The 19,298-nt window shown below is 59.4% G+C and carries 17 protein-coding genes; 14 read left to right on the top strand and 3 right to left on the bottom strand.

Features of this window, described 5'->3' with window-relative positions:
- The first annotated feature begins 188 nt into the window (after window positions 1–188).
- The 13 genes from rpsB (at window position 189) to lpxB (ending at window position 13,444) form a co-directional block, all read left to right on the top strand.
- Window positions 189–956 carry a 30S ribosomal protein S2 gene (gene rpsB / locus QE453_RS15710; RefSeq protein ID WP_003502558.1) on the top strand — a complete coding sequence of 256 codons (768 nt, stop codon included), beginning with the start codon at window positions 189–191 and terminating at the stop codon, window positions 954–956.
- 357 nt (window positions 957–1,313) lie between these two features.
- Window positions 1,314–2,240, top strand: coding sequence for a translation elongation factor Ts (gene tsf / locus QE453_RS15715; RefSeq protein ID WP_004441554.1), 927 nt, complete (start codon window positions 1,314–1,316; stop codon window positions 2,238–2,240).
- 97 nt (window positions 2,241–2,337) lie between these two features.
- Window positions 2,338–3,060 (top strand): UMP kinase, encoded by a 723-nt coding sequence (gene pyrH, locus QE453_RS15720; protein ID WP_003502561.1) that lies wholly within the window; start codon window positions 2,338–2,340, stop codon window positions 3,058–3,060.
- A 61-nt stretch (window positions 3,061–3,121) separates the two neighbouring features.
- Complete coding sequence (frr, locus tag QE453_RS15725) at window positions 3,122–3,679, top strand: ribosome recycling factor (RefSeq protein ID WP_004441558.1); 558 nt, start codon at window positions 3,122–3,124, stop codon at window positions 3,677–3,679.
- Between the two features lie 62 nt (window positions 3,680–3,741).
- Window positions 3,742–4,485, top strand: coding sequence for an isoprenyl transferase (locus tag QE453_RS15730; protein ID WP_004441561.1), 744 nt, complete (start codon window positions 3,742–3,744; stop codon window positions 4,483–4,485).
- Window positions 4,485–5,318 carry a phosphatidate cytidylyltransferase gene (locus QE453_RS15735; RefSeq protein ID WP_004441563.1) on the top strand — a complete coding sequence of 278 codons (834 nt, stop codon included), beginning with the start codon at window positions 4,485–4,487 and terminating at the stop codon, window positions 5,316–5,318. Before QE453_RS15730 ends, QE453_RS15735 begins: the two co-directional genes overlap by 1 nt.
- Window positions 5,319–5,367: 49 nt before the next feature.
- Entirely contained in the window at window positions 5,368–6,489 is a 1,122-nt protein-coding gene (gene rseP, locus QE453_RS15740) for an RIP metalloprotease RseP (protein ID WP_169692052.1), read from the top strand.
- A gap of 199 nt (window positions 6,490–6,688) precedes the next feature.
- Window positions 6,689–9,013: an outer membrane protein assembly factor BamA gene (gene bamA, locus QE453_RS15745; RefSeq protein ID WP_045534115.1), complete on the top strand. Its 2,325-nt coding sequence runs from the start codon at window positions 6,689–6,691 to the stop codon at window positions 9,011–9,013.
- Between the two features lie 49 nt (window positions 9,014–9,062).
- Complete coding sequence (gene lpxD, locus QE453_RS15750; protein ID WP_045534116.1) at window positions 9,063–10,130, top strand: UDP-3-O-(3-hydroxymyristoyl)glucosamine N-acyltransferase; 1,068 nt, start codon at window positions 9,063–9,065, stop codon at window positions 10,128–10,130.
- The gene (gene fabZ, locus QE453_RS15755; RefSeq protein ID WP_004441570.1) at window positions 10,123–10,590 is read left to right on the top strand and encodes a 3-hydroxyacyl-ACP dehydratase FabZ; all 468 of its coding nucleotides are present in this window, start codon (window positions 10,123–10,125) and stop codon (window positions 10,588–10,590) included. Before lpxD ends, fabZ begins: the two co-directional genes overlap by 8 nt.
- Window positions 10,587–11,402, top strand: coding sequence for an acyl-ACP--UDP-N-acetylglucosamine O-acyltransferase (lpxA, locus tag QE453_RS15760; RefSeq protein ID WP_006697564.1), 816 nt, complete (start codon window positions 10,587–10,589; stop codon window positions 11,400–11,402). Before fabZ ends, lpxA begins: the two co-directional genes overlap by 4 nt.
- Window positions 11,403–11,405: 3 nt before the next feature.
- The gene (locus QE453_RS15765; protein WP_045534117.1) at window positions 11,406–12,272 is read left to right on the top strand and encodes an LpxI family protein; all 867 of its coding nucleotides are present in this window, start codon (window positions 11,406–11,408) and stop codon (window positions 12,270–12,272) included.
- Window positions 12,269–13,444 (top strand): lipid-A-disaccharide synthase, encoded by a 1,176-nt coding sequence (gene lpxB / locus QE453_RS15770; protein ID WP_045534118.1) that lies wholly within the window; start codon window positions 12,269–12,271, stop codon window positions 13,442–13,444. The genes QE453_RS15765 and lpxB overlap by 4 nt, the downstream gene beginning before the upstream one ends.
- Before the next feature lie 124 nt (window positions 13,445–13,568).
- Here lpxB and gltA read toward each other — a convergent pair whose 3' ends face one another.
- Window positions 13,569–14,858 (bottom strand): citrate synthase, encoded by a 1,290-nt coding sequence (gltA, locus tag QE453_RS15775; protein ID WP_006697561.1) that lies wholly within the window; start codon window positions 14,856–14,858, stop codon window positions 13,569–13,571.
- A 262-nt stretch (window positions 14,859–15,120) separates the two neighbouring features.
- Here gltA and QE453_RS15780 point away from each other — a divergent pair, with 262 nt between their 5' ends.
- The gene (locus QE453_RS15780) at window positions 15,121–17,595 is read left to right on the top strand and encodes a ComEC/Rec2 family competence protein (protein ID WP_309777406.1); all 2,475 of its coding nucleotides are present in this window, start codon (window positions 15,121–15,123) and stop codon (window positions 17,593–17,595) included.
- 19 nt (window positions 17,596–17,614) lie between these two features.
- Here the strand turns inward: QE453_RS15780 and QE453_RS15785 are convergent, their stop codons facing one another.
- Window positions 17,615–18,292 (bottom strand): glutathione S-transferase family protein, encoded by a 678-nt coding sequence (locus tag QE453_RS15785; RefSeq protein ID WP_045534119.1) that lies wholly within the window; start codon window positions 18,290–18,292, stop codon window positions 17,615–17,617.
- Between the two features lie 251 nt (window positions 18,293–18,543).
- A complete protein-coding gene (gene lexA, locus QE453_RS15790; protein ID WP_045534120.1) occupies window positions 18,544–19,266 on the bottom strand; it encodes a transcriptional repressor LexA in 723 nt (240 codons plus the stop codon).
- Window positions 19,267–19,298: the final 32 nt, after the last annotated feature.

The following is a 19,298-nucleotide window of genomic DNA, read 5'->3' on the forward strand; positions in this document are numbered from 1 at the left end:
GGGCCATTTGCGCGGTTTTTTCGCATAATCGCTTGCATTTTTAAGCGGGCGACTGTATGCGGCTCACCATTCCACACGCGAAGCTTGGGATGTTCCGGGAGAAATCCGGTCCGTTCCGCCCGGTGGTGTCGATGAAAATCGGCGCTGTTCGCTTCGCGGGGGTTAAACCGGAAAAGGAGTAACAAGGCATGGCATTGCCCGATTTTTCTATGCGCCAGCTTCTGGAAGCTGGTGTTCACTTCGGCCACCAGACGCACCGCTGGAACCCGAAGATGAAGCCGTACATCTTCGGCGACCGTAACAACATCCACATCATCGACCTGGCTCAGACCGTTCCGATGCTGTCGCGCGCCCTTCAGGTCGTGTCCGACACCGTTGCCCGTGGCGGCCGCGTTCTGTTCGTTGGCACCAAGCGCCAGGCGTCCGAAATCATCGCCGACAGCGCAAAGCGTTCGGCCCAGTACTACGTCAACTCCCGCTGGCTCGGCGGCATGATGACCAACTGGAAGACCATCTCGAACTCGATCCAGCGCCTGCGCAAGGTTGACGAGATCCTGAACTCGGAAGGCTCCGGCTACTCCAAGAAGGAACGCCTGAACCTTGAGCGCGAACGCGAAAAGCTTGAAAAGGCTCTCGGCGGTATCCGCGATATGGGCGGCGTTCCGGACCTGATGTTCATCATCGACACCAACAAGGAAAAGATCGCGATCGAAGAAGCCAAGCGTCTTGGCATTCCGGTCGTTGCGATCATCGACAGCAACTGCGATCCGGATCACATCGACTACCCGATCCCGGGTAACGACGATGCTTCGCGCGCCATCTCGCTTTACTGCGACCTGATCGCCCGCGCTGCCATCGACGGTATTGCCCGTCAGCAGGGCGCTTCCGGCCGCGACATCGGCGCTTCTGAAGAAGCTCCGATCGAGCCCGCTCTCGAAGACGAGGCTGGCGCCTGATATAGGCCCTGTCTGGCGGCGATCCCGTATCGCCGTCTCCTCGACCAGGATATGACAAGGCCGTCAAAGACCTTCAATGGGTTGACGGCCTTGTTCGTTTCTAACCGCTCCGCCACGGTTTCTGGAAACCACGGGCGTCCGAGGTGGTTGGAACGGCAGGCAGTCTTCATAACGCTGTCACACTAGAGCGGCACCCATCATTTCGATGTTTGGCGACGCCGCAGCACTTGGGAATGCGCATGCCCCTTGTCGGAACCTCAGGGTTTCAAAGGGTGTGCGGCCGGGTACAGTCATCACCCAGAACTTCGGCACGGCAAATTCCGCCGGCTGACCGATCGAACCGATAAGAGGCACACAATGACCGAAATCACAGCCGCAATGGTGAAGGAACTGCGCGAAAAGTCTGGCGCAGGCATGATGGACTGCAAGAAGGCTCTTGCTGAAACCAATGGCGACATGGAAGCGGCGATCGACTGGCTGCGCGCCAAGGGCATCGCGAAGGCCGACAAGAAGTCCGGCCGCACGGCTGCCGAAGGTCTGGTCGGCGTTGCCACCATGGGTCACAAGGCTGTCGTTGTCGAGCTGAACTCGGAAACCGACTTCGTTGCCCGTAACGACGCTTTCCAGGACCTCATCCGCGGCATCGCCCAGGTTGCCCTCTCCACCGATGGCACCGTTGACGCTGTTTCCGCTGCCACCTATCCGGCAACCGGCAAGTCCGTTTCCGACAGCATCAAGGACGCGATCGCAACGATCGGCGAGAACATGACGCTGCGTCGTTCCGCTGCGCTGGAAGTGCCGCACGGCGTTGTCGCGACCTACATCCACAACGCTGCCGGCGACGGCATCGGCAAGCTCGGCGTTCTCGTTGCGCTGAAGTCGGAAGGCGACAAGGCAGTTCTCAACTCCATCGGCCGCCAGGTTGCCATGCACATCGCCGCAACCAACCCGCTCGCCATCCGTGCTGAAGAAGTAGACGCTGCCGTTGCTGAGCGCGAGCGCAACGTCTTCATCGAACAGGCCCGCGAATCCGGCAAGCCTGAAGCCATCATCGAAAAGATGGTTGATGGCCGCATGCGCAAGTTCTTCGAAGAAGTCGCCCTTCTGTCGCAGGCTTTCGTCATCAACCCCGACCTGACCGTCGGCGCTGCCGTCAAGGAAGCCGAGAAGGAAGCTGGCGCTTCCATCGAAGTTACCGGCATGGTTCGCCTGCTGCTCGGCGAAGGCGTCGAAAAGGAAGAAAGCGATTTCGCAGCTGAAGTCGCAGCCGTCGCCAAGGGCTGATTATATTTACCCAATCTTGGGAAAACCGGAGGGCATCGCGTGACAACGCGGTGCCCTTCGTGTATCCGCGTTTCGGTTACATTTCCGAGGAGTCATGATGTCTTCCAAGCCGATCTACAAACGCGTTCTTCTCAAGGCTTCCGGCGAAGCCCTCATGGGTGATCAGGGTTTCGGTATCGATGTGGCGGTGGCCGACCGCATTGCCTCCGATATCGCCGAGGCAAGGGCGATGGGCGTTGAAGTCGGCGTTGTCGTCGGCGGCGGCAATATCTTTCGCGGCGTGGCCGTGGCATCCAAGGGCGGCGACCGCGTCACCGGCGACCATATGGGCATGCTGGCAACCGTCATCAACGCGCTGGCCCTTGCCACCTCGCTCCGCAAGCTCAGCATCGACACTGTCGTTCTTTCGGCAATCGCCATGCCCGAGATCTGTGAGAGCTTCTCCCAGCGTGCCGCCCTTCATCATCTGGCCCAGGGCCGCGTGGTGATTTTCGCCGGCGGTACGGGCAACCCGTTCTTTACCACCGATTCCGCTGCTGCACTGCGCGCCGCCGAAATGGGCGCAGAGGCGATCTTCAAGGGAACCCAGGTGGACGGCATCTATTCCGCTGACCCAAAGAAGGACCCGACGGCAACCCGCTTTGACGAGCTGACCCATAGCGAAGTGCTCGGCAAGGGGCTCGCGGTCATGGATATCGCCGCTGTCGCCCTTGCCCGCGAAAACCACATCCCGATCATTGTTTTCTCGATCCATGAGAAGGGTGGTTTTGCACAGATATTGACCGGCGGCGGCCGCAAGACCATCGTGCACGACAAATAATCCAAAACGATGCCGCCCCTGGGGCGAATACGGCCGCTGGCCGACAAGATGGAGTATCAAGATGAGTGGTGTTGACCTCAACGATATCAAGCGCCGTATGGATGGCGCCATCAATGCGTTCAAGAGCGATATCGCGTCGCTGCGCACCGGCCGCGCGTCGGCCAACATTCTGGACCCAGTGACCGTCGACGCCTACGGTTCGCGTGTGCCGCTCAACCAGGTGGCCAACATCACCGTTCCCGAGCCGCGCATGCTCGGCGTCAACATCTGGGACAAGTCGATGGTCAACGCTGTCGACCGCGCCATCCGCGAATCCAACCTCGGCCTCAACCCGATCGTTGACGGCCAGAACCTCAGAATTCCGTTGCCTGAACTCAATGAAGAGCGCCGCAAGTCGCTCGTCAAGGTCGCCCATGACTATGCCGAAAAATCCAAGGTGGCGATTCGCCATGTCCGTCGTGATGGCATGGACGGTCTGAAAAAAGCCGAAAAGGATGGCGACATCGGTCAGGACGAAAGCCGTGGCCAGTCGGAAAAGGTGCAGAAAATGACCGACGACACGATTTCGGAAATTGACCGCTTGCTTGCCGAGAAGGAAAAGGAAATCATGCAGGTCTGATATCGCCTGCGATAGACCTGTCTTTTCCGTTTAATTCCGCGCTGCCCTGTTACTGGATCGATATGCCGACGACGACACGTTCCTCCATACCCGAGCACGTCGCCATCATCATGGATGGCAACGGTCGCTGGGCAAAGCAGCGCGGCCTCCCGCGCGTGATGGGGCATCGCCGCGGTGTGGAGGCCGTGCGCGAGACCGTGCGCGCGGCCGGTGACTGCGGCATACGCTATCTCACTCTCTTCGCCTTCTCGTCGGAAAACTGGCGCAGGCCCGAATCCGAGGTAAGCGACCTGATGGGGCTTTTGAAGGCTTTCATCCGCCGCGACCTTGCCGAACTGCACCGCGAGAACGTCCGCGTGCGGATCATCGGTGACCGGCAGGGGCTGAAGAACGATATTCGCTCGCTTCTGGAAGAGGCTGAGCAGATGACGGCCGACAACACCAAGCTGACGCTGGTGATCGCCTTCAACTACGGCAGCCGTGACGAGATCGCTCGCGCGACGGCGTCGATCGCCCTTGATGTTGCCGCAGGCAGGCTAGACGCCGCTTCCATCACCCCCGAGATGATTTCGGCCCGGCTCGACACCTCGGGCATTCCTGATCCTGACCTGATCATCCGCACCAGCGGCGAGGAACGCCTGTCTAACTTCCTGCTCTGGCAGGCGGCCTATTCCGAGTTCCTGTTCATTCCGGAATATTGGCCGGACTTCGACCGGCAGCTCTTCTTCTCCGCAATCGAGCAATATGCAACGCGTGACCGCCGCTTCGGTGCACTCACCGAGCAGGTTGCCGTGGCAGGCGCCTGATGAGCCGAGAACTCAGACTGCGGATTGTTTCCGCGATCGTCATGGCCGCGGTCATTCTGGCCGCAACCTGGTATGGCGGCATTCTGTTCCGCATCGTTGCGGGCCTTCTGGCGATTCTCATCTATTATGAGTGGTCGACGATTACCCGGATGTCGGAGAGCAATCCGACCGGCAACGCCTGGGGCTGGTTTTCCGTCGCCGTCATTGCCGGCAACACGATTTTCGGCGAATCCTCGCTCGACCTGCCGCTTTTGTCAGGCTTCACGCTGACAGCGGCGCTGTTTCCGGTATTGCGCGGCAAAAACTGGTGGCTGGTGGGCGGCATTTTTTATGCGGGTCTCAGCGGTATATCACTGGCGGCCATCCGCGGTGACGAACTGACGGGCTTTGTATCCATCCTTTTCATTTTCGCCGTTGTCTGGTCAACGGATATTCTTGCCTATTTCGTCGGTCGCGCCATCGGCGGGCCGAAGCTGGCGCCTTCTATTTCGCCCGGCAAGACGTGGTCCGGCGCGATTGGCGGGGCGGCGGCGGCCGTGATCGGCGGCGCGGCAGTCTCCATGGCCTATCACGGACGCATCAGCTTTCTGGTGCTGGGGCTTGCGCTCCTTCTTTCCGTGTTCAGCCAGATCGGCGATCTCTTCGAATCCTTCGTGAAACGGCGTTTCCAGGTCAAGGATTCAAGCCATCTCATTCCTGGCCATGGCGGCTTCATGGACCGTGTTGACGGTCTTGTTTTCGCCTGCTTTACGGTATTCCTCATAGCTTTCGTGCACGCGGCGGCAACCGGTGATGTACCCGGGTCGGGCGGCGGTCTGCTGCCGGGTTTCTAAGCGGCACGAAAGGTCACGACATGAAGGGCAGATTGTCATGAACACAGTAATGGCGGCGACCGGCTTTTTGACCGGCTATATCGTGCCCTTCATCCTGGTGCTTTCCCTTCTCGTTTTCGTCCACGAGATGGGGCATTATCTCGTCGGTCGCTGGTGCGGCATCCGTTCCACGGCATTCTCCGTCGGATTCGGCCCCGAGCTGCTCGGTTTCACCGATAAGCGCGGGACGAGATGGAAGATCTCAGCCATACCACTGGGCGGCTACGTGAAATTCTTTGGTGATGAAGACGCAGCGAGCAAGCCAGACAGCTCGGGCCTGTCCCATATGACGCTGGAGGAGAGGGCGCAGACGCTTTCCGGTGCAAAACTGTGGAAAAGGGCGGCGACCGTCGCTGCGGGCCCGATCGCAAACTTCATCCTCGCGATTCTCATCTTCGCAGTACTCTTCGGCATTTACGGCCGGATGATCGCCGATCCCGTTGTTGCAGAGGTGCGTGAAAACAGTGCCGCCGCCGCTGCGGGCGTGCGCCCCGGCGACCGTCTGGTGGCGATTGACGGCGAAAAAGTGGTGACCTTCGAAGATGTCCGCCGTTATGTCGGCATCCGGCCCGGCACGCCTATCACGGTCACCGTCGAGCGGGGAGGCGAGGAGCTCAAACTGCCGATGGTGCCGACCCGTACCGAAACCACCGACCAGTTTGGCAACAAGCTGGAAATGGGTATCATCGGCATTGTCACCGACCAGACCAGCGGTAATTTCCGTCACATCGAATATTCACCGTCGCAGGCGCTTCTGGAAGGTGTGCGCGAGACAGGCCACGTCATCACCGGCACATTCAATTATATCGGCAATCTCGTTACCGGCCGCATGAATGCCGATCAGCTCGGCGGCCCGGTGCGGGTCGCGCAGGCTTCTGGCCAGATGGCGACGCTTGGCATTTCCGCCGTGATTCAACTTGCAGCCGTTTTGTCGGTATCGATCGGGCTCCTCAATCTGATGCCCGTCCCGGTTCTGGACGGCGGACATCTCGTGTTCTACGCCATCGAGGCCATCCGCGGCAGGCCGCTGGGAGCGGGCGCGCAGGAGGTTGCCTTCCGCATCGGCATGGCGATGATTTTGGGTCTTATGGTTTTTGCAACATGGAATGATATCAGCAGCTTGATTGGCTGAGGATTGTGTTTTAACGGTTTTGTTAGTCGGTTGTTTACCTTGTTTTTATGCCAAAGTGGCGAATGAGCCACTCTGGAGCACGAAGTAAACAGAATTTAACGTTCGCGCTTGCTTGTAGGGGAAAAGCAGGTAAAACGACGCACATGGCCGGAGTCGGGTTCCGCCCGCTGAGGGACAACGTAAAAAGGTAAGAATTGAAATGAAGGCTGGTTCAAGATTTTTGAACGCTGTGTCGGCGGTTGCTCTGTCTGCCGGTGTTTCTTCGGTTGCGGGCCTTGGTGTGCTTGCCTCTGCTGGCGTTGCACACGCAGCCGTCATCAGCAGAATCGACGTTCGCGGCGCCGAAAGATCGGGTGCGGATTCGGTTCGTTCCAACATCACCATTGCGCCCGGCAAGAACTTTTCCAATTCGGACATCGATGAATCGGTGAAGCGTCTTTACGCCACCGGTTACTTCTCGAATGTTTCCATGCGCGTTTCGGGCAGCACGCTTGTCGTGACCGTCAACGAGAACCAGCTCGTTAACCAGGTAGTCTTCAACGGCAACCGCAAGATCAAGGACGACAAGCTCGCCGGCATCGTGCAGACGCAGTCGCTCGGCCCGTTCAATCAGGCCATCGTGACGGCGGATATTGCCCGCATCAAGGAAGCCTATGCCGCTATCGGCCGCAGCGATGTCGAAGTCACCACCCAGACGGTTTCCGTCGGTCAGGGTCGCGTGAACATCGCTTTCGTCATCAATGAAGGTGAGCGTACCAAGATCGGCCGCATCGACTTCGTGGGCAACAATGCCTACAGCGATGGTCGTCTGGCTGCTGTCATCAATACCAAGAAGTCCAACATGCTGTCATTCCTGACGCGTAAGGACGTCTACAACGAGGACAAGCTGCGCGCCGACGAAGAGGCGCTGCGCCAGTTCTATTACAACCGCGGTTACGCCGACTTCCGGGTCGTTGGTTCCGAGGCTGTGCTTGATGAGTCCAAAAACGAATACAACATCACCATCACGGTCGATGAAGGTCAGCGTTACAACTTCGGCAACGTCGCGGTCGAATCGACCGTTCCGGGTGTTGAGGGTTCGGAGCTTCAGGGCCTCGTTGAGACCCGCCAGGGCGCAAGCTACAGCGCCAAGGAAGTTCAGCAGAGCATGGAGGCGATTTCCAAGCGCGTCGCCGGTGAAGGTTATCCTTTCGCCCGTGTAACGCCGCGCGGCGACCGCGACATGTCCGGCAACACCATTGGCGTGACCTACATCGTTGATCAGGGCGAGCGCGCTTACGTCGAGCGTATCGAAATCCGTGGCAACACCCGCACGCGTGACTATGTCATTCGTCGCGAATTCGATATTTCTGAAGGCGATGCGTTCAACCAGACGGTTATCACCGCTGCCAAGCGTCGTCTGGAAGCGCTGGGTTACTTCTCGAAGGTCAATATCTCGACCGCCGGCGGCAGCGCGCCTGACCGCGTCGTGATCGTGGTTGACGTTGAAGATCAGTCGACCGGTTCGTTCGGTATCGGCGCCGGTTATTCGCAGAACGACGGTGTTCTGCTCGAAGCCTCCATCGAAGAAAAGAACTTCCTCGGCCGCGGTCAGTATATCCGTCTCGCTGCCGGTGCGGGTGAAGACGATGCGCGTAGCTACACGCTGTCCTTTACCGAGCCTTATTTCCTCGGCTACCGCCTTGCTGCGGGTTTCGACCTGTTCAAGAGCCAGAGCCGCAGCGAAGATTATTACGACTACGACGAGCAGGGCTTCTCGCTGCGCGTGACCGCGCCAATCACCGAGGACCTCTCGACGACGTTCAAGTATACCTACAAGCAGCTCAACTATGATGGTGAGGGCGACTGGGAGACCGGTAGCAACCTTGCTGCACCTTATAAGGACCTGATCCGCGGTGGCGATTGGACGCAGTCCATCATCTCCAACACGCTGAACTACAATACGCTCGACGACCGCAACATGCCGCGTGAAGGCTGGCAGGCTGCTTTGACGAACGAATTTGCCGGTCTGGGTGGCGATTCCGAATATTACAAGATCTACGCCAAGGCGCGCTTCTTCTATACCCTGTCGGATGAGTACGACGTCATCGGCTCGCTCACCGGTCAGGCCGGTCACGTGATGCCGACGGGCGACAATCTGCTGGTATTCGATCAGTTCAAGTTCGGCGGACGTCAGGTGCGCGGCTTCAAGAACGATGGTATCGGTCCGCGCATCGGTTCCGACTCCATCGGCGGCACGACCTATTTCGCCGCCTCTGCTGAAGTCACGGCTCCGATGCCTGGCGTTCCCGAGGATTTCGGTCTGCGTCTTGCTGGTTTCGTCGATGCCGGTACGCTTTACGGCAATAAGGTCGCCAACAGCGCCGGTGTAAAGGATGACAATTCCATCCGCGCATCCGCCGGTATTGGCGTGATGTGGGCGTCGCCCTTCGGTCCGATCCGTGTAGACTACGCGGTTCCGATCGCCAAGGAAGACTACGACGAGGAACAGCGTTTCCGGTTTGGCATGTCCAACACTTTCTGATATCGGCAGTCCAGAACTGCAACTTTGAACGTTCTGGAGTTTCCGGCTAATGGAATACAACGCGTTTTTTCCGCCCCACGAGGGACTGCGATTGAAAGACATCGCAGACCGCTTTGGGGCGGAACTGTCTGATGAGGCGGCGGGAGAGCGGATTATCAGGTCCGTTTCTCCGGTCTATCGGGCAAAACCCGATCAGCTCTGCTATATCCTTTCGCGCAAGAACCGCGATGAGCTGCAGACCTGCGAAGCCGCCGCCGTCATTTGTGACGCTGCCCTCGTGGACATGCTTCCGTCCGACATCCCCGCGCTGATATCGAAAAATCCACACACGCTGTTTGCCCAGGTTGGTGCTTTGCTGCACCCCTCGGCGATGCGTCCGGGTCCGATCGCGCGGATGGAAAGCGAAATTTCTCATGCTGCGCATGTCGATCCTTCCGCGAAGCTGGAAGCGGGCGTCATTGTCGAGGCGCTCGCAGTGATCGGCGCCGGCGCTCATATCGGTGCTGGTACGCGGATCGGGCCCGGTGTCGTCATCGGGCAGGATGTACAGATCGGACGCGATTGCACCATTGCAGGCGGCGCAAGCGTTCTTGCCGCGCTCATCGGTAATAATGTGATTATCCACAATGGTGCGCGCATCGGGCAAGACGGTTTCGGTTATGCCCCCGGTCCACGCGGCATGCTGAAGATCGTCCAGATTGGCCGTGTCATCATCCAGGACAATGTCGAGATCGGCGCGAACACCACGATCGATCGCGGCACCATGGATGACACGGTGATCGGCGAAGGCACCAAGATCGACAATCAAGTCCAGATTGGCCACAACGTTCGCATCGGCCGCCATTGCGGCATCGTCAGCAAGGTCGGCATTGCGGGCAGCACCCGTATCGGCGACGGTGTGATGATTGGTGGTGCGGCAGGCATCAATGGCCATATCAACATTGGCGACGGCGTGCAGATCGCTGCCATGAGCGGTGTTGTGGCGGACGTGCCGGCAGGCGCCCGTTATGGCGGAACGCCTGCGCGACCGATGAAATATTTCCTGCGCGACATGGCCGAAATTCTGGCACGCGCTGAAGGGCGTGATAAAAAAACAGGAGAGAAAAACAATGACTGAAGAAACGAAGACGACGCTCGGCGCGGCTGACATTCTGGAAGTCATGAAGCTTCTGCCGCATCGTTACCCATTCTTGCTGATCGACAAGATCATCGATATTGACGGTAACAATTCGGCGACCGGCATCAAGAACGTGACGGTCAACGAACCGCATTTCACCGGCCACTTCCCGGACCGGCCGATCATGCCGGGTGTTCTGATCGTCGAAGCCATGGCCCAGACGGCAGGTGCAATATGCGCCCGCAGTCAAGGTGAGGGCGGCCATCTGGTCTACTTCATGACAATCGACAACGCCCGTTTCCGCAAACCCGTGATCCCCGGCGATCGTCTGGAAATCCACGTCGTCAAGCAGCGCCAGCGCGGCAATGTCTTCAAATTCCATTGCGAGGCGAAGGTGGATGGTGCGCTGGTGGCGGAGGCTGATGTCGGCGCCATGATGATCCCCGAGGACCAGCAATGAGCACGATTGCCGCCTCGGCCAGAATTCACCCCACCGCCGTGATCGAAGATGGCGCGGTGATCGGTGAAAACGTCGTCATCGGTGCGCTGAGCTACGTCGGCGCGAAAGTCACGCTGCATGATGATGTCCGGCTGCACAATCATGCCGTTGTATCCGGCCTGACGGTCATCGGCCGTGGATCGGTCGTCCACCCCATGGCGGTCATCGGCGGAACGCCGCAGGCGGTTCGCCACGACGGTTCTGAAACCACGCTCGAAATTGGCGAGCGCTGCATCATGCGCGAAGGCGTCACCATGAACGCCGGCAGCTCTGATGGCAGCGGCAAGACGATCGTCGGTAACGACAATCTGTTCCTTGCCAACTCACATGTGGCGCATGATTGCCGCCTTGGCGACCACATCATCCTGTCCAACAATGTGATGCTGGCCGGCCATGTGACGATCGAGGACCGCGCCATTCTCGGCGGCGGCTGTGCTGTTCACCAGTTCACCCGCATTGGCCGTCAGGCCTTCATCGGCGGGCTGTCCGCGGTCAATTACGATGTCATTCCCTATGGCATGCTGAATGGCAATCCCGGCATTCTCGGCGGCCTTAATGTCGTTGGCATGACGCGTGCCGGCATTGAGCGCGCAGATATCCACAAGGTCCGGCGCGTCTTCAAGCAGATTTTCGAGGCAGAAGGCACTATCCGCGGCAATGCGGCAGCGATCGACCGCAGCGAATATCTGGATTGCCCGCAGGCGCTAGAAATCATCGATTTCATTGGAGTGGACAGCGACCGCGCGATCTCTTCGCCCAACCGGGGCAAGTGAGCCGTGACAGGCTGCGGGCGTCTCGCCATTGTGGCCGGCAGCGGCCAGTTGCCGCTTTACGTGGCGAACGCCGCCCGTGAGATGGGAGAGGATCCTTTCATCGTGCGGCTGCGCGATGATTCCCGCTTCGACTGGAGCGGTTTCGACAACGCCGTCATCTCGGTTGGTGACGTCGCCGGGCTTGGCCGGCTGCTGCGTGACAATCGGGTGGATCGTGTCGTGCTTTCCGGGGCCGTGGCGCGACGGCCGGAATGGCGTGAAATCCGCCCCACCGTCGCCATCCTGCTAAAACTTCCATCCATCGTCAAAACGCTGTTGTCGGGCGGCGATGACGCCGTTCTGCAGATGGTCATAAAGATCATCGGCACGCTCGGTGCGAAAGTCATCGGCGCGCATGAGATCGCTCCAGGCCTCTTGGCCACGACTGGCGCTTTCGGCACGCAAAAACCGGCCGAAGACGATTTGAAGGACATACGCAAGGCAGCTGAGGCGGCGCTTGCGCTCGGCAAACTTGATGTCGGGCAGGGTGCGGTCTCCGTCGGCGGCCGCATCGTGGCGCTCGAGGGCGTTGAAGGGACGGACGCAATGTTACTGCGCGTCGCGGCATTGCGCGCGGAGGGACGCATCTCGCCCCGCCGCCGGGGCGTGCTGGTCAAGCTCTGCAAACCGCAGCAGGATATACGCGCCGATCTGCCGACAATCGGGATCGAAACTGTCGAAAATGCTCAAAAGGCCGGGCTTGCGGGCATTGCCGTCGAAGCCGGACGCGCACTGGTGCTTGATCGTGACGCGATGTTGAAAGCTGCCGATCAGGCGGGCATATTCGTCTGTGGCATCGATACGTCACTTCGTGGAGACATGATGGAATGACGGAAAGATTGAAGGTGGCGGTCATCGCCGGCGAAGTGTCGGGCGATCTTCTCGGCGCGGATCTGATCCGGGCCCTCAAGGCCCGATATCCCGGTTCGATCGAACTTGTCGGCGTCGGCGGCGAGGCGCTCGAGGGGCAGGGGCTCACTTCTCTTTTCGATTATTCCGAACTCTCGATCATGGGGTTCACTCAGGTCCTCAAGAAACTGCCCAAACTGATCGGCCTGATCAACCGGGCGGCTGAGGCGGTGATACGGGAAAAACCGGATGTTCTTTTGATCATCGACAGCCCGGATTTCACCCATCGAGTGGCAAAAAAAGTCCGCAAGGAACTGCCGCATCTGCCGGTCGTCAATTATGTTTGCCCGAGCGTCTGGGCCTGGAAAGAACATCGCGCCACGGCGATGTTATCCTATGTGGACCATGTCCTGGCTCTCCTGCCATTTGAGCCGGAGGCGATGCGCAGTCTCGGAGGCCCGCCGACCACATTCGTCGGCCATCGCCTCAGCGTCGATCCGGACGTCCTCGCGGTGCGTCGGAAGCGGGCAGAACGGCCACTTCCAGCGGAGGGGCGGCCGAAGACGATTCTTCTTCTGCCCGGGTCGCGTTCCACCGAGACCACCAGGCTGATGGAGCCGTTCCAGCACGCGGCGAAGGCTTTCGTGGAACGGAATGGTCCGACGCGGTTTCTGCTGCCCACCGTTCCACGTCAGGAACATCGCATCCGCGAACTGGCGGCGTCTTGGCCGCAGGAAATCAGACCCGAAATCGGCATCGATCCTGCTTTCAAGTGGAACTCCTTTGCGGAAGCCGATGCGGCTATCGCAGCGTCAGGCACGGTCATTCTTGAGTTGGCTCTTGCCGGCGTGCCGACCATATCTGTCTACAAGACCGACTGGATTTTCACCATGCTGAGCAAGCGGGTGAAGACCTGGACGGGTGCGCTACCCAATCTCATTGCCGATTATGCTGTCGTCCCGGAGTATTTCAACGAGGTGGTCAGGGCCGGATCGATGCTGCGTTGGGCGGAACGCCTGTCATCCGATACAATTGAGCGGAAGGCCATGCTCGAAGGTTATGCTCTGGTGCAGCAACGTCTGCGCACGGATGTCCCGCCCGGCGAAACCGGCGCGGCTATTCTCCTTGAGGTCGTGAACGCCCGCAGACAGTGAAGTTGAAGCCCCGGCTGTGTCAGGGTCTGTGTTGCTGCCGGTCCCATCGCGTGTATCCCAATCCACAATGGCAAGCAAAAAGGCCGGCGAGTAAAACCCGCCGGCCTTTGATGTGGTTTGCCGATTAACGCTTGGAAACCGGAACGTAGTCGCGTTTGCCGGCACCCGTGTAAAGCTGGCGCGGACGGCCGATGCGCTGCTGCGGATCTTCGATCATTTCGTTCCACTGTGCGATCCAGCCAACGGTACGGGCGAGAGCGAAGAGAACGGTAAACATGGTCGTGGGGAAGCCGAGCGCCTTCAGCGTGATGCCCGAATAGAAGTCGACATTCGGGTAAAGCTTCTTTTCGACAAAATACGGGTCGGAAAGGGCGATCTTTTCCAGTTCCAGCGCGACCTGCATGATCGGATCGTCGGAATTGCCAGTGGCTTCCAGCACTTCATACATCGTCTTCTGCATGATCTTGGCGCGCGGGTCGTAGTTCTTGTAGACGCGGTGACCAAAGCCCATCAGGCGGAACGGGTCGTTCTTGTCCTTGGCGCGGGCGATGTATTCCGGAATGCGATCAACCGAGCCGATTTCATTGAGCATGTTGAGCGCCGCTTCGTTGGCGCCGCCGTGTGCCGGACCCCAGAGGCAGGCAATGCCGGCCGCAATACAGGCGAACGGGTTGGCGCCCGACGAACCGGCAAGACGCACCGTGGAGGTGGAGGCATTCTGCTCGTGATCGGCATGCAGAATGAAGATGCGGTCCATGGCGCGGGCCAGAACCGGATCGACCTTGTATTCCTCGCACGGCACGGCAAAGCACATGTGCAGGAAGTTGGAGGCGTAATCCAGATCGTTCTTCGGGTAAACGAAGGGCTGGCCGATATGGTACTTGTAGGCCATCGCGGCGATCGTCGGCATCTTGGCGATCATGCGAAGCGATGCGACCATGCGCTGATGCGGATCGGTGATGTCGGTCGAGTCGTGGTAAAAGGCCGAGAGAGCGCCGACCGTGCCGCACATGACGGCCATCGGATGTGCGTCGCGACGGTAGCCGGTAAAGAAGCGGCTCATCTGCTCGTGCACCATGGTGTGGCGCGTGACGCGGGTATCGAAATCTTTCTTCTGTGCCGCCGTCGGCAGTTCGCCGTAAAGCAGCAGATAGCAGGTTTCCAGGAAGTCGCCCTGTTCGGCGAGCTGTTCGATGGGGAAGCCACGGTGCAGGAGAACACCTTCGTCACCGTCGATATAGGTGATCTTGGATTCGCAGGAGGCCGTCGACGTGAAACCCGGGTCGTAAGTGAAGGAGCCCGTGTGTTTGTACAGCGTGCCGATATCGACGACGCTCGGCCCGATCGTGCCTTCCCTGACAGGGAGTTCGACCTGTTTGTCGCCAAGTGTCACTGTAGCGCTTTTTTCCGTCATACTGATCCTCCGAAAACATGCGGGTGGGGGCGTTGAGACACGCCCCGCGGTTAAGCGTCTACCGATTAGCTATATGATCCTGTCGCAGATGCCAAGCTATCCAAAGGTCAAATTGTGCATTGCGGCAAACGCAAATGCGTTGCTTTTGGCCTCGTCGATCGAAGCAATTCAATCTCGGTCAACGCGCGGTTAAAGGAAAGCATTGCAATCTCGGGCGTCCCTCTGCAAACCTGTTTACAGTGCGGCAGGGGCGCGGCGCAGAATGCTTGGTCAAGGGGAAAAACAGCATTTCGGATATGCCGAAACGATGCAGGGAAACGCCCCCGGCACGGTGGATATCCTGTTTCCGCTGCAGCGGACCGGCGCCGTCGCGATCCCTGTTCTGCCGCCTCTGGTCGACAGGCCCGAACCCGGCGTTTCCGTTTCTCGAAAAGTTGCCGTCTGGCTGACGGAAGAACGCGCATTCGGGCACGATTTTCTTTTCGTACCCGTTGTCATCGGTTGCGGAGCGATCCTCTGGTTTTCTCTCGACACCGCGCCTTCCTTGCCCCTTCTGATCGTCGCATTTTTAGTCGCGGCCCCACTGGCGCTTCTCAACCGATACCGCCTTGATACGGTGGGAAGGGCGTGCAGCCTTGTCGCCCTCTTGTTGCTCGGCATGCTTTTTGCCGAACTGGAAACCCGCCGTGCGGCGACCATCCTTCTGGACACGCCGGTCACCACCACCCTCACCGGCAAGGTGGTGCGCCGGGAGGTGGATGCGCGGGGCGACTGGCGGTATCTGGTGCAGCTCCACTCCACTGAAGCGCCGTCACTAACGCGTCTGCCGGGGAGGGTGTCGCTCCTTGCGCGCGGTGGCGGCGACGCCATGCCCATCGGCGCGACCATACGCGGCAAGGCACGGCTCTCTCCACCGTCCGGACCGGCTTTGCCGGGATTGAACGACTTTGCCTTTTCATCCTATTTCCGGGGCATCGGCGCGACAGGCTTTTTTTATCAGCCGCCCCAGGCGGTGGCGACGGCGGACCTTGGGGCCGAGGGTTGGCTGGAGATGGCCGACATGTGGCTTTATCGCCTGCGTGCCGCCATCGCCGAGCGCATTCGCACGACGATCGGCGGCGATGCGGGTGCCTTCGCCGCATCCATCGTCACCGATGAGAGACAAGCCATATCGCCGGAAACCATGGAGGCGCTGCGGGTCTCGGGGCTGGCTCATATCGTTGCCATATCCGGGCTCAACATGGCCTTGGCATCAGGCATCTTCTTTGTCGGCATGAGGCTCGCATTCAGCCTGTTCCCTGCCTTTGCCCAACGATGGCCGGTCAAGAAGATATCCGCCTTCGCAGCGCTCCTGATGACACTTTGCTACTATCTGATTTCCGGTTTCGCAGTTTCCGCCGAGCGGGCCTGGCTGATGATGTCGGTGATGCTGATTGCGGTACTCTTCGATCAGCCCTCGCTCAGCCTGAGAAATGTTGCGCTCTCCGCCCTCGTGATACTGGCGCTGTCCCCGTCCGAAGTGATGGGGCCAAGCTTTCAGATGTCATTTGCCGCAACGATCGCGCTTGTTTCTGCCTATGCGGCCTGGAGCCGATGGCGCATTGACCGCGAGCGTCTTTTTAGGGGGCGAAAACCGGCTTGGGTGACGGTAGCGCAAACGGCGGGTGCCGTGATCGGCGGCGTTATCACAACGTCGCTGATCGGTGGGCTTTCGACAGCAATCTATTCTGCCGAACATTTCCAGCGTGTCACCACCTATGGACTTTTTGCCAATCTCGCCGCCACGCCGCTCATGTCGCTGATCGTCATGCCCTTCGGTCTGATTGCCATGCTGCTCATGCCGTTCGGGCTCGACGCGCCATTCCTGAAGGTCATGGGCCATGGCATGGCGCTGGTCATAGAGGTCGCGGACGAAGTCGCCTCCTGGGGTGGCAGCGCCGCGACCGGACGTCCGCATGGCTGGTTCATCGGCATCGCCTCGGCTGGATTCCTGCTGCTAACCCTGCTGCGCAGCCGCCTTGCGCTTTTGGGCATCCCGCCTCTGCTGCTTGCCTTCGGCCTCTCGGCAGCGACATCTCAGCGCGATCTGCCCGATCTCCTCGTTCATGAAGACGGTTCTCTGGTCGCGCTTCTGGACGAGAACACGGTTTACGCCACAAAAACCCGGCCGCATGGCTTCATCTATGACCAGTGGCAAAGGGCGCTGCTGCTTCCGGAGAAACCGCTCGCGCCCGTTATCCTCAGAAAAGACGTTCCAACCGCGTCCGGCATCGCACTCACCAAGAAATCAAAGCTCACGCGGGACGAAATAAAGGCTGTGGGACGAGACATGGCGGCTGCGTTGAAGGATGCAGCGCCTGGAATTTTTACATGCAAGTCAGGTCGCTGGTGCGTGGCGCGTGCGGAAAGCGGCGAATGGATCATCGTACTGGAAGACGGCCGCCTCGCCGGAAAGGCATGTGACATTGCCGACATCGTCATTGTTTCCCGCAGAACGTCGTTTGCACAGTGTCGCTCGGGCGCGTTACTCCTCAACCGCGACATATTGCGGCGCATCGGTTCCGTGGAGATAGACTTCGCGAGGAGCGATCAGCCCGGCGTTGTCGGTCGGCTACGGGCGTCGACCGCGGGCGCAAACCGCCCGTGGAGTGAACATCGATATTATGACTGGAAAACCGGACGTTTCGACCGGGAATTGCCTGAAACGATCACCCGTCTGCTGGCGGCGTCGCAATGATCGCCACCAGCAAGGATCGTCAGGCCTTTGCGCGTAGATCCGTCGTCAATTCGCCGATTCCGGCGATCTCCTCTTCATGTGCCGCGTCACGCCAGGTCTCCTTCAGTCCCGCCTCATACCATTCGCGCATGGAAGGCAGAGCGAGCAGTCGCTCACAATAGGCTTTTGCCGCAGGAGAAAGGTCTGTGCCATACGTCTGGAAACGGAATGCCACAGGGCAGTAGAAGGCATCCACCGCCGTGAACTTCTGACCGGCGAGATAGGGACCGCCGAAATTCGACAGGCCCTCGCTCCACAACGCATCGACACGCTTTATATCCGCCGCAAGCCCGGCATCGCTGACGTTCGGTCTGACACGAACGCCAACGGACATGGGGTAGAGATTGCGAAGGGACGAAAATCCCGCATGCATTTCGCTTGCTGCCGACCGCGACCAGGCTCTCGCATGCTTGTCGCTTGCCCATACCCCTTGATGACGTTCGGCAAGATATTCGGCAATCGAGAGTGACTCCCAAATCGTCACGCCATCATCGACGAGGCAAGGCACCTTGCCAGTTGGGGAAAAGGTGGAGAATGATACGCCTTCACCAAACGGGACGAGTTTCTCCTCGAAGGCGATACCGAGCGTGCGCATCAGGACCCATGGCCTCAGCGACCAGGAGGAGTAATTCTTGTTGGCGATATAAAGATCGTACATTGCGGGTCTCCTGATTGTGAAGCGGGTTTTTATACCAGCGGCCCGGCCCGGAATATCGCAAAGAATCCATCGCTCCCATAACGCCAATTGATGGGTGGGGCGCCATCCCTGCCGACGTCCTCTGGCAAAGCCGCCTTCGCCGCCATAAAAGGAAAAGGCGCATCACTCGAGTGGAATGACGCGCCGTTCATCTTGAAGGCCTGATTTATCGCTCATCGACCGCTCCGGCCTTATCCGGAGCGGCAGCAGCATCAATGATACCGGCGGATCAGCCCTACCAGCTTGCCCTGGATTTTAACCCGATCAGGTCCGAAAATGCGGGTTTCATAGGCAGGGTTTGCGGCTTCAAGTGCGATCGAGGCGCCTTTGCGACGGAAGCGCTTCAGCGTCGCTTCCTCGTCATCGACCAGCGCCACGATGATATCGCCGGGATTGGCGGTGTTACCGTTGCGAATGATGACGGTATCGCCATCGAAGATGCCGGCCTCGATCATGGAATCGCCCTTGACCTCGAGCGCGTAATGTTCGCCCGAGCCAAGCATGTCCACCGGAACCGCCACGTCATGCGTATTGTTCTGAATGGCTGAGATCGGCACACCGGCAGCGATCCGGCCCATGACGGGCACGGTTGCCGCGCCTGCTATGTCGTTCGCGGGCGCCTTGGGAGCAGGGGCGGGCTCAGGCATCTTGGGCTTGCCGAGGCTGCCTTCAATAACGCTCGGCGAGAAGCCCCGTTGCGGCCTCGAGCCGGGCACATAGGCCTCCGGCAGCTTGATCACTTCAAGCGCTCGCGCCCTGTTAGGTAGCCGGCGAATGAACCCTCGCTCTTCCAGAGCGGTGATCAGCCGGTGGATGCCGGATTTGGAGGCAAGATCGAGTGCGTCCTTCATTTCATCGAAGGAGGGCGGCACGCCGGACTCTTTCATTCTTTCATGAATGAAGAGAAGCAATTCCTGCTGTTTGCGCGTGAGCATGAGGAAAACACCCTTAAGAATCGTCGTTGAAG

It is taken from the genome of Agrobacterium sp. SORGH_AS_0440 (assembly GCF_031453135.1).
GTDB classification, from domain to species: domain Bacteria; phylum Pseudomonadota; class Alphaproteobacteria; order Rhizobiales; family Rhizobiaceae; genus Agrobacterium; species Agrobacterium pusense.

Excerpts from the sequence above, each read along its gene's own strand:
- rpsB (WP_003502558.1), top strand. The coding sequence starts at position 189 with ATGGCATTGCCCGATTTTTCTATGCGCCAGCTTCTGGAAGCTGGTGTT.
- tsf (WP_004441554.1), top strand. The coding sequence starts at position 1,314 with ATGACCGAAATCACAGCCGCAATGGTGAAGGAACTGCGCGAAAAGTCT.
- pyrH (WP_003502561.1), top strand. The coding sequence starts at position 2,338 with ATGTCTTCCAAGCCGATCTACAAACGCGTTCTTCTCAAGGCTTCCGGC.
- frr (WP_004441558.1), top strand. The coding sequence starts at position 3,122 with ATGAGTGGTGTTGACCTCAACGATATCAAGCGCCGTATGGATGGCGCC.
- QE453_RS15730 (WP_004441561.1), top strand. The coding sequence starts at position 3,742 with ATGCCGACGACGACACGTTCCTCCATACCCGAGCACGTCGCCATCATC.
- QE453_RS15735 (WP_004441563.1), top strand. The coding sequence starts at position 4,485 with ATGAGCCGAGAACTCAGACTGCGGATTGTTTCCGCGATCGTCATGGCC.
- rseP (WP_169692052.1), top strand. The coding sequence starts at position 5,368 with ATGGCGGCGACCGGCTTTTTGACCGGCTATATCGTGCCCTTCATCCTG.
- bamA (WP_045534115.1), top strand. The coding sequence starts at position 6,689 with ATGAAGGCTGGTTCAAGATTTTTGAACGCTGTGTCGGCGGTTGCTCTG.
- lpxD (WP_045534116.1), top strand. The coding sequence starts at position 9,063 with ATGGAATACAACGCGTTTTTTCCGCCCCACGAGGGACTGCGATTGAAA.
- fabZ (WP_004441570.1), top strand. The coding sequence starts at position 10,123 with ATGACTGAAGAAACGAAGACGACGCTCGGCGCGGCTGACATTCTGGAA.
- lpxA (WP_006697564.1), top strand. The coding sequence starts at position 10,587 with ATGAGCACGATTGCCGCCTCGGCCAGAATTCACCCCACCGCCGTGATC.
- lpxB (WP_045534118.1), top strand. The coding sequence starts at position 12,269 with ATGACGGAAAGATTGAAGGTGGCGGTCATCGCCGGCGAAGTGTCGGGC.
- gltA (WP_006697561.1), bottom strand. The coding sequence starts at position 14,858 with ATGACGGAAAAAAGCGCTACAGTGACACTTGGCGACAAACAGGTCGAA.
- QE453_RS15780 (WP_309777406.1), top strand. The coding sequence starts at position 15,121 with ATGCTTGGTCAAGGGGAAAAACAGCATTTCGGATATGCCGAAACGATG.
- QE453_RS15785 (WP_045534119.1), bottom strand. The coding sequence starts at position 18,292 with ATGTACGATCTTTATATCGCCAACAAGAATTACTCCTCCTGGTCGCTG.
- lexA (WP_045534120.1), bottom strand. The coding sequence starts at position 19,266 with ATGCTCACGCGCAAACAGCAGGAATTGCTTCTCTTCATTCATGAAAGA.